We start from the raw sequence: 15,956 nt of genomic DNA, 5'->3' as shown, positions 1-15,956 counted from the left end.
TTATGTCAACAATCACCCGTCCCATGAAATTCATCTCAGGCCTGTTATCCGACAAAGGATTAACCAAAAAGGCTTATCTAAACGCTATCACAGTGGTGCTTGAGTATGGCGCAAGTTTGATCGTTGGTTTTCTCATTACACCATTGATGGTTGCCGGATTGGGAAATTATTTATTTGGGATGTGGCAGATTCTAAACCGCCTGATTGGATATATAAATCCAGTCAGCGGCCGCCCTGGATTTGCATTGAAAGCGACGCTCGCCAACCAGCAGGCATCGACAGATTATGATCAAAAACGTCGTTATGTCGGCAGCACATTGATCATTTGGATATTATTCCTGCCGGTTCTTATAGCCATTGGCGGAACAGTCAGTTGGTTTTCACCTTACTGGCTGCAGGCGCCGTCAATTTATATTTGGATCATCCGTGTGGCTGCAGGCCTGCTTGTTTTGAACACGATCGCGAACACGCTGGCTTCCATACCGCAGGTAACTTTACAGGGTGAAAACCTGGGATACAAGCGCATGGGGATGTCAGTGATCCTTGTTCTTACCGGCGGATGTTTCACCTGGCTGGCTTTATATTTAAAAACAGGGATCATTGGTGTTGCAGCAGCCGCCGTCATATCAACTCTTACAACTGGTTCGTTTTATCTTTGGGTCGTAAAAAGCCATACCCCGTGGTTTGGAATGGCAAAGCCGCGGCTTGCTGATACTCGTCAAATGCTGGGACTGAGTTGGTGGTTCATGGGCTGGAATTTGGTAACGACCCTGCTGCTGGCCAGTGATGTTGTCGTGCTGGGACTGCTCAACTCGGTCGAGTCTGTCACCAATTATTCACTGACCAAATACATCCCTGAAACTTTGATCGGTATCATCGTCATCATTATTTTTGGGATCATGCCCGGGCTTGGAAGTATTATTGGAACGGGAGATTATCAAAAGGCGATCCGTTTGCGCGACGAGATCAACTCATTCATCTGGCTGGTGGCGACAACCCTGGGCGCTTCCATTCTGATCTGGAACAGGGTGTTTATTGGGCTATGGGTGGGCGCGGACCATTATTCCGGGTCGATTCCCAATCTATTAATTGTCGTGGCCGCGACGCAGCTAGCCCTCATCCGAAGCGACGGCACTATCATTGACCTGACTTTACGCCTCAGTCAAAAGGTTCTTCTCGGGCTGCTCTCGGTCACAGTATCCATTGCAGCAGCAAGTATCATGGTCGGCGTCTTAAAACTGGGGGTTGCAGGGTTGTGCCTCGGCATTATGGGAGGACGACTAATTATCAGCGTCGGCTATCCCATCTTGATCAGCCGTTTCCTAGGCGTTTCATTATCCTCTCAATTAAATCGCTTGTTTCGTCCGGGGCTCGTCACAATCCTGCTTTTTTCGACTACAGCAGCTTTGGATAATTTAATCTCAAGTACAGTCGAAAGGGGTATCACGGGTTGGCTCATGTTCATTCTCTCCGCAACAGGCACAGGTATCTTCTTCCTTTTGATATCGTTCTTTGCCGGCTTATCAGGCGACCAGCGCAGGCACATGTTACGCCGTGTTGAGACAGTGATGAAAACACATGAATAACGATTCCGCATCCATAGTGGAGATCGTTGGCCCGGCGGGTGCCGGTAAAACGACTTTGTGCCAGGCATTGTGCCACGCCAGGAAATCCATTCACATGGGTAATTTTCCTGATGTTCGAAAAATATCATATGCGCCTTTTTTTTTCTGGAACGGTCTTCAACTATCCCCCACCCTTCTCCACTTATCCCGGCACAATGACAGAAAACTTACCCGCCGTGAATTCGCATGGCTGTCCATTCTCAATGGGTGGTCTGGCATCCTGCAAAGGGATTTGAAAAAAAATAAGACCATCATGCTCGATCAAGGACCAGTTTATTTATTGACTGAGACAAAAGAGCTCGGCCCTGAATATTTGCGAGCGCCTCAGGCTAAAAAATTATGGCAGACCTTATATTCCCGTTGGGCTGAGACATTGGACATGATCGTCTGGCTGGATGCTGCAGATACAGATCTGGTGAAACGAATCCGCTCCCGCGACAAGGAACATATTGTCAAAAACGAATCAAATGAAACCACATTTAAGTTTCTTGCCCGCTATCGCGAAGCCTACGAGCGCACGATCTACAATTTAGAAATAAATCATATGGGTCTAAAAATCCTCCGATTTGACACAAGCCAAGAATCACCGCAAGAAATAGCGGACCAGCTTTTGTTTGAATTTCAATAAATTTGGATCTGGATAATTTGCCGCCCATAAAAAGATCAAGCTCTTCCCCATCAGCAGTCAGATAGATACCAGAGCAACCTGGTAAAACCAACATGAAAAAATCAAAAGAACGATTGGCACTTTTTTTACCTGGCTTATATGAAGGCGGCGCCGAGCGCATCGTTCTTAATCTTGCAAAAGGGATTTCCGAGCGCGGCTATGCAGTTGATCTGGTACTGGCGCGGGCTGAGGGGCCTTACATGTCCCAGATTCCCGATGCGGTCAGGCTTGTGGATCTGAATGCACCGCGTGTACTGAGTAGTGTCCCGGCTCTGGCCAAATATATTCAGCAGGAACGCCCAACTGCATTGCTTTCTGGAATGTTTGCCAATGTAATCGCTCTTTGGGCGCGGCGCATATGCAGTGTTCCTTGTCGAATGGCGATCATCGAACATAACTCGCTGTCTTCGATTGTCAACAGTAAAAAAGATTTGCGCTGGCAGTTGTACCCAAAGTTAGCAAAATGGTTTTACCCCTGGGCAAACAATATCATCGCCGTTTCAAACGATGTCGCAGATGACCTGGCAAGAGTAACCAATATCCCCCGTCATCTGATTCAAGTCATTTACAACCCGATCGTGACGCCAGATTTACAAAATAAATCTGAAGTTCCATTGGAACATCCCTGGTTCAAGGAAGGCGCGCCTCCAGTGATTCTGGCCGTCGGACGTTTGACAGATCAAAAAGCGTTTGATGTATTGATCCGCGCTTTTTCACTTGTGAATAAAAAACACCATGTACGCCTGCTGATCCTGGGCGAAGGGGAAAACCGCTCAGATCTTCAATCTTTGATCGATCAGCTTGGACTGGAGCAGGATGTGAATTTGATGGGATTTGTGCAAAATCCATATCAATTTATGGCACACGCCTCTATATTCGTACTTCCATCCCGATGGGAAGGTCTGCCAACTGTTTTGGTTGAAGCGCTATATTTGGGATTACCCATCGTTGCCACAAATTGTCCCGGAGGGACGAGGGAAATCTTGAAGGATGGTCAATTCGGCAGAATGGTCCCAGTGGATGATCCTCTCGCTTTAGCGGAAGCAATTCAAGGGACAATAAATGTCCGCCGTTCTACTCCTGCCTCTGAAAGCTGGCAGCCATTTCATTTGGATTTTGTCGTGGATCGTTATATCAAATTGCTGCTTGGAACATAACAATGCGTCGGATCACCTATTGGCTTGCGATCATTCTAATTTTCATCGTTCCCTGGGAAGATAGCTTTTCGGTAACGACATTGGGATCACTAGCCAGACTCATGGGGCTCATCGTTGCCGTATTCTGGGCGGCAACAATGCTGGTGGAAGGAAGATTTCGGAAACCGCATCTTTTTCATGTGCTGGTATTGGCATTCTTTTTCTGGAATTTCATAAGCATTTTTTGGAGTTTGGATCCAGAAAGTACGCTTCAACGCATAAAAACCTACAGCCAGATATTTCTCTTGATGCTAATCTATTGGGAAGTATTCCAAAAACCATCGGAATTATTGAGCGGACTTCAAGCCTATATTTTCGGCACTTATGTACTGATCGCGAGTACGATCTACAACTATATAATTGGCAATGTGGCAGTTGCGTACGAAGGGCGGTACAGCGCCACCGGCGTGAACGCTGTTGATCTGGCTCTGATCTTAATGATGGGTCTGCCCATTGCAATGCAATTGTTTTTCACAACCGGGCAAAGTAAAAAGGGGACAATCTTGAAGCTGATAAATTTGTTTTATATTCCTCTGGCTATTTTTTCGATTATTCTGACCGGGAGCCGCACTTCCCTGATCGCGGTCATCCCGTTTGTCATTTATCTCGCGACTACCCAACAGATCAAATTTGACCGCAAAGTCTTGTTTTTTGGAATTCTAACGGTCTCATTCCTGATACTGCTTCCCTTTATCCCGTCCATGGTCATTGACAGGTTGGGGACGCTGGGCGCATCAATCGAGGCGGGAGATCTTGGCGGCAGGGTCGATTTATGGCGGCAGGCCCTTTTGGTGTTTTCCAATCACCCGATTACAGGAAACGGCAGCGGCACACTGGATTCGGCCATCGGCTCGGCGGCGCATAATACCTTTGTGTCGATCGCCGCCGAGACAGGTTCGATTGGATTCATTTTATTTTTTGCCATCCTTGCAGTGGTCTTTTTCCAGGCGATGAATGTTCCGAATGGAAATGCGGGGCTTTGGGTGGCGATCTTTCTGACATGGGTCATAGGTGTTTGTTCGCTATCCTGGGAGTTCAGAAAGCTCACCTGGTTATTCCTTAATTTTATTGTTATTGAAGGAAGTTTCGCTCACGAGCAGCTACGCGCAGTGCATGTCAAAATTGAAATAAAGCGTTTTTTCAATGCACCTGCCATCAAGGCAGAGGGAGATTAATGTTAAACAAATCGAAGGTTGATTTGTTTCTGACGCTCGGGTTTCTAATATTGCATTCAGTGGTTCTAACAGGTTGTTTACCGGTTCCAAAACCTGTTGAAGCCACTTCTCAAACATACACACTTCCGGCATTTCCAGGTGCTGAAGGATTTGGGTCCATGACCAAAGGCGGACGCGGCGGAATGGTGTTCGAGGTGACCAACTTAAACGACTCTGGTCCGGGGTCTTTACGAGCAGCCATCAGCGCAGAAGGGCCGCGGATCGTTATCTTTCGCAATGCTGGAACAATCGAACTTGAATCTAGCCTAGTGATCGCCAATCCAAATATCACCATAGCGGGGCAGACAGCCCCGGGGATGGGCATCACATTACGCAGCATCAATTCGGAAGTTGAAGCGCTGATCAAGATCGAAACCCATGATGTAGTTGTTAGATTCCTAACCTTACGGGCAGGGCCGCCTTCAGCAGGGGATGCAATGCTGATCCTGACGTCCGATGCTCACGAAACATACAATGTGGTTATTGACCATAACTCGTTGAGCTGGGCTGTTGATCGGAATTTGACAACCTGGTATGACGTCCACGATATATCCATTCAATGGAATATTTTTTCCGAAGCATTGAACTGCAGTATCAATCCCAAAGGTTGTCATAGCAAAGGGGTTCTGCTAGGGGGGTACGCGAGTGATGAGAACAAGAATAAACCCGGCGCGAATAATATTTCGTTTCATCACAATTTGATGGCCCACAATGGGGAGCGCAACCCGTATATAGAAGCCAGCGGAATAATCGATGTCGTCAATAATGTTGCCTACAATCCTTTTGGCACTTTCAGTCACATTGACATGGTTGATCAACTGGCTCCGGATTTGGTGAATTTCATCGGGAATATGTATAAACCCGGGCCGAACACTGAAATGAAGTATGGCATTCGAGCGCTAAATGCAGGCACGCCAGGCGCGGGAATTTTTGTTCAGGGAAACATCGGACCTCGCCGCGAGAATAACAACCTGCCGGAGATCAATATCATTGACCCCGACTCAAGAAAGTTTGTTGTATCCAAGCCGTTTCCCGCGGAAATGATCACGACGGTCACAGCCCTTCAAGCGTATGATCAGGTACTGTCTGGCGCGGGTGCAAATATGGGGCTGACTTGTGAAGGGATATTTTTCTGGCGGCAGGATGCCATTGATGCGCGCATCATCAGTGATGTTAGGAATGGCACCGGCAAAATAATTGATGATCCAGCCGAGGTTGGAGGCTGGTTAACCATTGAGCCCGCCGCACCTTGTGGAGATTCAGACCATGATGGAATGCCGGACGCATGGGAACAAAAATACATCTTCGATCCTGCCGACCCATTAGATGGTTCCAAAGACGCAAACAGGAACGGATATACAAATTTTGAAGAATTCTTAAACGGTACAGATCCGCTTCATTAGGAAAAACAGACAATGCAAATTATCGAATCCAAACAGAGAATCAAGGCGCAAACAGCCACCACAGTTAAGAGGTTGCTATTCGTTGGCCCAAAACCGCCGCCGATCGGTGGTTCACCGCTGACCGTACAAGCCATGCTAGCTGAGTTGGTTTTATACCCGTCTATCCAGGTAACGTTAATCAACACATCGCCAGCATTGGATGTTAGAAAAAAAATGACCGGGTTTAACTTCGAGAAGGTTATCCGGTCAATGCTCATCCTGCCAAAATATGTTTTGGAAATTCCACGCAACGATGCCGTGCTGGTATTCGCCAACGACCTGTTCGCAATCACTCTCGCGCCTTTCCTTCTATTTTTGGCGAAGCTTTTTCATAAACCCTTTTACCTCAAACCTGTCGGCGCAGGTCTGGATCTATTCATTAACGCACAAAAGAAAATATTTCGAGAATACCTGCTTTTTGTCCTACGAGCTGCCGATGGCATCTTGACTCAGACCAAGTTGCTCAAGAACGACCTAAATAAACTTGGCTGCATGAATGCGCATTATCTGCCGGGTTGCCGTCCATTGGCAAAAATTAACCAATCACCAAAACAAGGTTCATCTGAATTTCGCATAATCTTTCTAGGTCACATCACAAGACTTAAGGGGCCGCTCGTTTTACTCGATGCTTTAAAGATCGTCACAGAAATGAGCGACGAACCTGTGAGCTGCGATTTTTTTGGTCCCATCCATGACGAAATACACGATGAGTTTATAAAAGGATTGAACTCAATTCCCAACGCCCATTATTGTGGTGTTGCTGAAGCGGGAGCAGGTCCGCAGCTGATCTCACAATACGACGCGCTTGTATTGCCAACTTACTATGACACCGAAGGACATCCCGGTGTGCTGATCGAAGCCATGCACGCGGGAGTTCCAGTGATCACGACACAAGTCCGCACCTTTCCGGAATTGATCACGCACGGGGTCAATGGATTCCTTCTTCCAACTCAGGATAGTGATTTCCTGGCTCAGGCCATCATTTTATTGGCGGTTGACCCGGAGTTGAGAAAAAGAATGGGAGAGGCAAATCATCTAAAAAGCCATGAATTTTGTGCGGAAAACGTAGTGGGGCAACTACTAAAGATCGTTTTTCCAGACTTGCTTGCAGTGAGGCATGCATCATGAAAATTCTTTTTATGGCGCAATGTTATGCCCCTGAAAATATAAGCGCGGCAGTCCTGATCACAGACCTTGCCGCTGATCTTGCAAAACGCGGGCATCAAGTCACAATCGTCACAGGCGCGCCGAATTATCCGCAGGGGCGAATCTTTAAGGGATATCGCAACAGCCTGTATGCAGTCGAGGTATTGGATGGTGTGCGTGTTATCCGTACCTGGAGTTTTATTTCACCTTCAAAGAAATTCTGGTCACGGCTGTTTCATTATGGGACCTACAGCGCGACCGCCTTTTACGGTGGATTGTTTGCAGGCCGGCCGGATGTGATCGTCAGCTACTCCCCCCCGCTTCCTCTCGGACTTTCGGCCTGGCTGCTCAGTCAAATCTTCCGCGTGCCCTGGGTGCTTCAAATCGAAGATCTTTACCCGGATGCCGCAATTGCAGCGGGTGTGATGACGAATAATTGGGTTGTTAAATTTTTTCTTGGGATGGAAAATTTTCTTTACAGGCACGCGGAAGGCATCTCTGTCATCTCAAAAAATTTTCGGTTAGCCTTACTTGCAAAGGGAATTCGAAACTCAAAGATAAAGACCATTCCAGTTTGGGCCGACCCTGATGAAGTGCAGCCCATGCATAAACAAAATGATTTTAGGCACGAGCATGGGCTCGACGATAAATTCGTTGTGATGTACTCGGGGAACATCGGCCTGACATCCTGTCTTGAAGATATTCTCCATGCGGCGGAAATACTTCAGAAACAAACTGATATTCAATTTGTAATCGTCGGAGAGGGCGTCAAAAAGCAGGCACTCGAAGCAGAAACAAAAGCAAAAAAATTACCTAACATTCTATTTCTTCCTTATCAGCCAAGAGAGAAATTTCCTCAAATGCTAGCTGCCGCTGATGTCGGCCTTGTCACGCTCAACGCGGGAGCAGCCCTCTCTTCACTGCCCAGTAAAACATTCAATGTGATGGCAAGCGCGCGGCCGATCCTCGCGGTCACCCCGTCTGGAAGTGAGGTCATGCAGATCGTGGAAGAAGCAGGCTGTGGGTGGAATATTCCGCCTGAGTCGCCTGAAAAACTGGCAGATGCCATCACCCAATTAAAAGAGCGCCAGGCCGAGATGATCCAAATGGGACAAAATGGACGCGCCTGTCTTGAGAAGAAATATTCCCGCAATCATTGTGTGGATGCCTATGAAAAAATGTTAACTGCCTTATATGACCGAACCCATTTGGACGCTGCTCACGCAGGAGAAATATTATGAACGCTGAAGTTTTTGCAGAATGGCTGCGCCGGCAGGGACATCGGGTATTTCGTACAACCAGTAGTTACTGGTACGATGCGGGGCCGCGCGTACTTCAAGCATTTCCTTTTCACTGGCTGATCACGCCGGATGAAAAAGAGATCCGTGATCTGATGCTGGAACATGGAATTGCAGCCTTACGTTACTCAACACCGCTGGAGTTCCCAAACGGCATAGTAAGTTATCACGTTGTTCTTAAGAGGCCATATAAATTTGAGATGCTGAGATCACAGGCGCGCAATGGCGTAAAGCGCGGGCTGGAAAATTTTAAAGTTGAACAAATTTCATTTGAACGATTGGCCACCGAAGGGTGGGTTTTACAGCAGGATACATTAATGCGGCAGGATCGACTGCGAAGCATGACCAAGCAAGAATGGGAGCGCCTGTGCCGTTCTGCGGAAGGTTTGCCAGGTTTTGAGACATGGGCGGCGATCTCAAATAATGAACTGGCGGGCGCGGTCATCATCTGCCGTATTGATGACGTGTTCAACGTGCCTTATGCGATGAGTCACAGTCGCTTCCTGGCTGGCCATGTAAATAACGCCGTCTTTTTTACGGTCAGTTGTGAAATGTTAAAACGGGATGGCGTGAACAGCATCTTCTTTACAGTGCAATCTCTGGACGCCCCGGCGAATGTGGATGAATTTAAATTCCGCATGGGCTTTGAACCCAAAGCTGTGCGCCAGCGGGTGGATTTTCACCCCTTCCTGAATCCATTTGCTAATCCAACGCTTCACAACTTGAGCAAGAAACTGCTCCAGCACGACCCATCCAATCCCACGCTCGCAAAAGCAGAAGGCATGCTGCGTTTCCATGTGAAAGGCAGACACCGTATTACTGAACAGGAATGGCCTAAATGCCTGACGACAGAGCATGAAACCGGAATAAGTTGATCTGTGAAATTTAGAAGGAGAAACAATGTCAAATTTTGATGGATGCCAGCTTCCTTGTGTGCCAAAATTTTCAACAGGGGCCGCACGCCTGTCCGCGCAATCAGGGATCGGACGTATAAAACAATTATTGGCAGTTCCGTGGAACCGCCATGTAAAGAAATGGTTGAAGCGGGCATATTACACATCCATCCGCCGGAACGGAAACGCGCCTCAACAGGCAGCAGTTAAAGATTTCGCTCCTGCAATCCCATTTGAACAGGGAGACTTGATACGCGTGCGTTCGAGCGAGGAAATTCTCTCCACGCTTGACCCGTTCAAGGAATTAAAAGGCTGCGCATTTCTACCGGATATGTATCAATACTGTGGGACACAGCAACGCATACTCAAATCAATGCGATATTTTATGGATGAGCGGGATTACAAACTCAAGAAGGCACGAGGCGTTATTTTGCTTGAAAACGTGATTTGTAACGGGACGCCGGCCTTCGGCGAATGCGATCGCTGCTGTTACCTGTTCTGGCGTGAAGAGTGGCTGGAAAAAATAGCTGGGTAGATCATTTCCTTCTCCAGCCGCAAGACACATCCACTTTATTGGAGGAAATGATGATCCGCATGACACAACACCCCAAAGAAATGAAAAAAACACATAAAACAGATCTTTCCAGTTACTACTTGAATAACAGAATGAACGGCATGGCAAAACGCGTTTTCGATTTCACCGCAGCATTGATCGGATTGATCCTGCTTTCCCCTTTCTTCATGATCATCGCCGTCCTGATCAAGCGAGATTCACCAGGTCCGGTATTTTTCTGGGGGCCGCGTCTTGGACAGTACGGGGTTGTATTCAAGATGCTAAAGTTCCGCACGATGTATGAAACCCAAAAAAGTTATAACGGCCCGCGTGTTACCTGCAAGGATGATGACCGCATCACACCGCTCGGAAAATGGCTGCGCGACACCAAATTAAATGAGTTTCCTCAGCTCTGGAATGTGCTGATCGGCGAGATGAGTCTGGTCGGTCCGAGACCTGAAGACCCTACCATTTGCAAAACCTGGCCTACAAATATTGCGCGTGAAATTCTCTCCGTGCGACCAGGTATCACAAGCCCGGCCTCTGTTGTATATAGAAATGAAGAAAGCATGCTTCATGCTGGCGATTTTATGAAAAAGTACTTCCACGAATTGAGTCCAGATAAGATACGGCTGGATCAACTCTATGTTCGATATCGTTCATTTTGGCTTGATCTGGATGTTATCCTTTGGACCGCGTTATTACTAGTACCCAAGATCAAGGCTTATTCGCCGCCTGAGCAGCTTTTATTTGTGGGTCCCCTGTCACGCCTGATACAACGTTACGTCAGCTGGTTCATATGGGATTTTCTGATCATATTTACATCTATTATTTTTATAAGTACGGTTGTGCGTTTATTTGGCCCATTGAACATCAGCTTGTTAATGGCAGCAAAAATGTCTCTGGGATATACCCTTCTGTACAGCACAATTGGGCTTTTCTTGAACATAAATCGAATCAATTGGCCTAAAGCACCCTCCTGGGAATCAGTGCGCCTGTCAGCCGCCTGGATGGCGGCCACAATTACCATATTGGGTTTTCATTATTATTTGAAGTTTACGAGTCTGCGTATGTATGGCGTACTCCTCGCAGCCTCCATACTTTCCCTCTTTGGCATAATTGTTGTCAGGTACAGGTGGCAGTTGATCAGCGGAGTCTTAAGCCGCATGCTCAAACATCGGATCAACACGCTTGCGATCCGCGAAAGGGTATTGATCGTTGGTTCAGGGCGAACAGCGGAACACATCGCCTGGTTAATGGATCACCCGACTTATTCAGGAAAATTTCAAATCATTGGCTTTATTGACGACGACCTTCTATCTCAAGGCCTAAGCATTTATGGATCGAAAGTTATCGGCAGAGCCAAAGATATTCAAACCCTCGTAAAGCAACACGATATCGGCCTGATCATTCTTGCTGACAATCAAATCGCCGCGCATACATACAAGGACTTTCACAACACCGCCAGTTTCAGTCCCGCAAGAATTGTTGTAGCGCCAGATATCTTTGGGTCGCTAAGCAATTTGGACGGAGGTCCGAAGAACAATAAAACCAACGACAATTTGAACAATTTTCAATGTCAGTATTGTGTGGCCCGATATGCCAGCCATCAAATTCGAACATACGATTTTAAAACGGAATCAGTATTATTAATGGACAAGGCACACAACATTGATAATGGAAAAAAACATAGATCCCGCACCAGCTCAAAAGGAAAACCCATTAACCAATAATCGGGGAATTATCGAAAAAAAAAGATGCGTGTTGATTATTGATGGAAGCAAACTTAACTCGGTACAACCAAAGGAAAAAATATGGAGATCAAAGATCTAATACTGCTTATGTGGCGCAATATTCGAGTCATTGTTTTAGGGCTTGTTTTAGGCGCGGGGATCGGGGTGTTTCTTTCAATCATCCAATCTCCTGTTTATGAAGCAAGCACCAAGGTTTTCGTCAGCCGCGCACGCCAGCAGAGCAATTCAGATGTGCTGTCTTTAAGCGATGAACAGTTATTGGCCATCAATCTTCAGCTGGCAAAATCCCAAACGGTCTTGAATGCAGTTTCGTCTCAACTGGGCAGCAAGGTTGATGTCGATAATATACAAGCAGGCGCGCTTCCCAACACGCTCATCGTTCAGATCAAGATCCAGGATACCGACCCGCAGCGGGCGGCAACGATCGCGAACTTGCTTGTCCAGGAACTCATTCAACAGAATGAATTTCTGTTATCAGAGCAGTATACCGGATTTGAAAATGCCATAATCGAACAAATTGAACAAGTCCAACAGCAAATTGACGGCCTGCAAACTCAGATCAGTCAGATCAATAACTCAAGTATTCAGGAACAACAGGAACAAGTCAATCAAGAGATCGAGCAACTAAAGGCAGAGATCTCCAGCGTTGAGCAGGAAATTGCCGGCCTCCCGGATATCCTTACGCCGCTTGAACGCATCCTGCTCGCCGAAAAAGAGGCGCAGTTGGACCAACTTCATTCGCTGATGACCCTTTACCAGCAGATCCAGACGAACCTGACCTATATCGGAAAACCCATACAAAGCGGATCAAGTCTGGAAAACCCAGAACTTGCCACTCTCCAGTCAACATTGAGCCTTTATCAACAGATGAACACCACCTTGATAAACAGCCGTGAAAGCACACGTTTGGCTCGCACGCAAAGTAAACAAAACGTGGTGCAAATTGTTTCCGCAACACTTCCAAAAAAACCAGTCCGTCCCATACCGGCTCTTTACATATTATTGGGGGGTGTTGTTGGGTTGACCTTGACAGCCACTGCTATACTGGTAATCGATCACCTGGATAGTTCAATAAAAACGGCTAGTCAATTGGAAGAAATGCTTGGCCTGCCTATTTTGGGATTTGTATTTGGGGACAAGACGTCAAAAAGCGGAGTGGTCACATCACGGGAATCTTTTTCTGCAGAAGCAGGCAGTTTTCGTGCGTTCGGCGCAAGTGTGGAAATTGTGGGTGCTGATAAAAATGTACGCACAATCATGATCTTGAATGCCGAGTCCCTGGACGCGAAAACCTCCATTGCCGCGAACCTGGCTGTAGTAAACGCCCAACAAGGAAAACAAGTAATCCTTCTGGATGGAGATCTTAAGCATCCACATTTACACACTCTTTTTGGATTGGAAAACCAAAATGGGTTAGCCGAGTTGCTCAATGGCAACCTGGAAATAAAGAGCGCGTGTCATGTTGTAAAAAATGTGCATGGATTGACTCTAATACCAGGCGGTATTTCAGAAAAAGATGCAACCATGTGGCTGGATGCAAAAAAATGGCGGCAGTTGGTGTTGGGACTTCAAAACGAGGCTGACCTTGTCATAGTGGATGGTCCGCCTGCAGATACCGCAGATGCCCAGATACTGGCTTGCTATATGAACGCAGTTATCCTCGCCATCAGATTAGGGCACACACGCATAGATTCGGCTCAAGCAACGTTAAAAAGATTTCAATTGATCGGAGCCGCGATAATTGGAGTTGTACTGAATCACATGCCGCAAGCGCGAAAATCAGCCTTCAAACTTTATCGCTGACCAAAGCCAAGACAGGCATGTACGGAAAATAATAAAACAAAGCCATACAAGAATGACATTGAAATTTACAAAGGAGGATCAAATGAACTGGCGTATTGCGCTATCAGACATTGATTTCGACATTGAAGAAAGCAAAGCCGTGCAGGATGTCCTAAACAGCCGCTGGTTAAGTATGGGTGAGGAGACGAAACAATTTGAAGCAGACTTTGCTTCATATACAGGCGCGAAACATGCCATAGCAGTCACCAATGCAACTGCCGCGCTACATCTGGCCTGCGTCGTTTCCGGATTACAGAAGGGTGATGAAGTGATCCTTCCATCCCTCACTTTCGTTGCCACAGCCAACGCCGTCCGTTATACCGGAGCCACGCCGGTATTTGCGGATATCGAAAGCATGCAATCACTGAATATTTCACCGGCCAGCATTGCCAAACATCTCACGAAAAAAACACGCGCGATCATGGTCGTACACTATGCCGGTTTTCCCTGCGACATGCCCGCCATCATGCAATTCGCGCGTGAGCATAAGTTGATCGTGATCGAGGATGCCGCCCATTCCGCCGGCGCGTGGCTGGAAGATCGTCACCTTGGGACCTGGGGAGATATCGGCTGTTTCAGTTTCTTCTCAAATAAGAATATGACCACCGGCGAGGGAGGCATGCTGGTGACAAACGATGATGCGTTGGCTGAACAGCTACGGCTGTTAAGGTCACACGGCATGACTTCGTTAAGCTGGGATCGTCATAAGGGACACGCACAGACGTATGATGTGATCGCGCTTGGGTACAACTACCGCATTGATGAGATCAGGTCAGCGATTGGCCGTGCACAATTGAAAAAATTAGACCGCAACAATGCAAGGCGCAAGGAATTAACGATCCTATATCGTGAATTACTGGCGGAATTAGTCCCGTCTATTTCAGTGCCATTTGCCGAAGCCGCGGGAGTGCCTGCATATCATATTTTCCCCATCCTAATTCCCAAGAGAGGGGAAATTGATCCGATCATGCTGCCTGTGGATAATTACCGTCAATTATTTATGGATGGGATGAAAACACATGGTATTCAAACGAGTTTTCATTATCCGCCAATACACCATTTCAATCTATATAAAGAGCAGGAACCGCATAAAAAAGTGGATTTACCCATAACGGAAGAAGTATGCGCTCAGGAGGTCACCCTGCCTTTATATTCGACAATGACAAAAGAAAACGTCCGCTTTGTGGTTGATGCAGCCAGTAATGTTCTCGAAAAAATGAGGTAATGTTTTTTTGATCAAGACTGAATAGCTCCATAGAAACCAAAGGATCACAAAACAAAGACCGCCAGATCATGCAAAACAGGCATAGTTTGGCGGTCTTTGATTCTATTTGGGCAGCGCTTTGATTATTGGTTGCAACGATCTCCACTTCTCCAGACTCGAGTATAAAGAAATGGGCCACCACCTGACCCTGAGGGAAAATAATTTCCCTTGGGCAACTTTCTACCTCGCTCCGCGTCAACCCATCCATTGAGTATTTTTAATTTGAGGCGCGGAAATTATTTTATTAGTCGGAACATTTCAAGCGTGGGACCCAACGGCATTTTTCAATCACAAAGACGCCTATCTATTCCGTATTCATGCGTATATAAATAGTATAATTTTGTTCTTTGGTGTAACCGATAGTTACGCTAAATCAGCATGCATTAATAACCAAATAATTTCCATAGCAGAAATTCGTCTTTCAAACTTATGCGTCCATACAGCACCTTGGGTCTCACGTTAGAATACAAAGGATGGAATAAATGATCATCATAGCAAAGGAAGCAGATGGCTCACAGATTCAGGACATCACTGCAAGAGCCGGTGTCTTCAGCCAGGAGGAGATCGAATGTGTCAGTGAACTCTGGGATGAATACCTGACCCTCGGCTCGGATCGCTGCGGGTATAACTTCATCGTCGATCGGGAAGGAGACCAGGTCCTCGGGTTTGCCTGCTACGGTCCGCGCGATCTCACCAACGGTGTCTTTGACTTATATTGGATCGCAGTTGATCCAAACGCCCGCCGTAATAGTGTTGGTCGCGGATTATTAACCGCCAGCGAAGAAGAAGTGCAAAAACTGGATGGGCGGATGCTTATTGCCGAGACCTCCGGAACGCCGCATTACGAACCGACGCGTAAATTCTATTTAAGTATGGGATATACGATCGAGGCAACCATCAAGGATTTCTACGTGATGGGCGATGACCTGGTCATCTTCATCAAGCGCCTCTCCCCCCATCAGGAAAAATAACCCCGCGCCGAGCTATGTCAAAGGTACTCGAGACCATCTCATTTGAACTTTTTGTCAATATAAAAATCCGAGTTCACACGAACTCGGATTT

The 15,956-nt window shown here is 46.9% G+C and carries 13 protein-coding genes; all 13 read left to right on the top strand.

What is annotated here, in order from left to right:
- Positions 1–2: 2 nt before the first annotated feature.
- Entirely contained in the window at positions 3–1,586 is a 1,584-nt protein-coding gene (locus IPL17_RS09275; RefSeq protein ID WP_345306805.1) for an oligosaccharide flippase family protein, read from the top strand.
- Complete coding sequence (locus tag IPL17_RS09270; RefSeq protein WP_345306804.1) at positions 1,579–2,253, top strand: hypothetical protein; 675 nt, start codon at positions 1,579–1,581, stop codon at positions 2,251–2,253. Before IPL17_RS09275 ends, IPL17_RS09270 begins: the two co-directional genes overlap by 8 nt.
- A 92-nt stretch (positions 2,254–2,345) precedes the next feature.
- Positions 2,346–3,449 carry a glycosyltransferase gene (locus IPL17_RS09265; RefSeq protein WP_345306803.1) on the top strand — a complete coding sequence of 368 codons (1,104 nt, stop codon included), beginning with the start codon at positions 2,346–2,348 and terminating at the stop codon, positions 3,447–3,449.
- Between the two features lie 2 nt (positions 3,450–3,451).
- Positions 3,452–4,663: an O-antigen ligase family protein gene (locus IPL17_RS09260; RefSeq protein WP_345306802.1), complete on the top strand. Its 1,212-nt coding sequence runs from the start codon at positions 3,452–3,454 to the stop codon at positions 4,661–4,663.
- A complete protein-coding gene (locus IPL17_RS09255; RefSeq protein ID WP_345306801.1) occupies positions 4,663–6,105 on the top strand; it encodes a hypothetical protein in 1,443 nt (480 codons plus the stop codon). The genes IPL17_RS09260 and IPL17_RS09255 overlap by 1 nt, the downstream gene beginning before the upstream one ends.
- Before the next feature lie 12 nt (positions 6,106–6,117).
- On the top strand, positions 6,118–7,272 hold the full coding sequence (locus tag IPL17_RS09250; RefSeq protein ID WP_345306800.1) for a glycosyltransferase family 4 protein: 1,155 nt from the start codon (positions 6,118–6,120) through the stop codon (positions 7,270–7,272).
- Positions 7,269–8,531 (top strand): glycosyltransferase family 4 protein, encoded by a 1,263-nt coding sequence (locus IPL17_RS09245; protein WP_345306799.1) that lies wholly within the window; start codon positions 7,269–7,271, stop codon positions 8,529–8,531. The genes IPL17_RS09250 and IPL17_RS09245 overlap by 4 nt, the downstream gene beginning before the upstream one ends.
- Positions 8,528–9,463 carry a hypothetical protein gene (locus tag IPL17_RS09240; RefSeq protein WP_345306798.1) on the top strand — a complete coding sequence of 312 codons (936 nt, stop codon included), beginning with the start codon at positions 8,528–8,530 and terminating at the stop codon, positions 9,461–9,463. Before IPL17_RS09245 ends, IPL17_RS09240 begins: the two co-directional genes overlap by 4 nt.
- A gap of 25 nt (positions 9,464–9,488) precedes the next feature.
- Positions 9,489–10,016 (top strand): hypothetical protein, encoded by a 528-nt coding sequence (locus IPL17_RS09235; protein WP_345306797.1) that lies wholly within the window; start codon positions 9,489–9,491, stop codon positions 10,014–10,016.
- Positions 9,992–11,767, top strand: coding sequence for a sugar transferase (locus tag IPL17_RS09230; RefSeq protein ID WP_345306796.1), 1,776 nt, complete (start codon positions 9,992–9,994; stop codon positions 11,765–11,767). Before IPL17_RS09235 ends, IPL17_RS09230 begins: the two co-directional genes overlap by 25 nt.
- Before the next feature lie 81 nt (positions 11,768–11,848).
- A complete protein-coding gene (locus IPL17_RS09225) occupies positions 11,849–13,591 on the top strand; it encodes a Wzz/FepE/Etk N-terminal domain-containing protein (RefSeq protein ID WP_345306795.1) in 1,743 nt (580 codons plus the stop codon).
- Positions 13,592–13,673: 82 nt separating this feature from the next.
- On the top strand, positions 13,674–14,855 hold the full coding sequence (locus IPL17_RS09220; protein ID WP_345306794.1) for a DegT/DnrJ/EryC1/StrS family aminotransferase: 1,182 nt from the start codon (positions 13,674–13,676) through the stop codon (positions 14,853–14,855).
- Positions 14,856–15,376: 521 nt separating this feature from the next.
- A complete protein-coding gene (locus tag IPL17_RS09215; protein ID WP_345306793.1) occupies positions 15,377–15,865 on the top strand; it encodes a GNAT family N-acetyltransferase in 489 nt (162 codons plus the stop codon).
- Positions 15,866–15,956: the final 91 nt, after the last annotated feature.

The sequence above is a fragment of the Candidatus Villigracilis saccharophilus genome, from assembly GCF_016711665.1.
The sequence above is the reverse complement of the archived record's forward strand: the minus strand, read 5'-3'. Positions and strand labels throughout refer to the sequence as shown.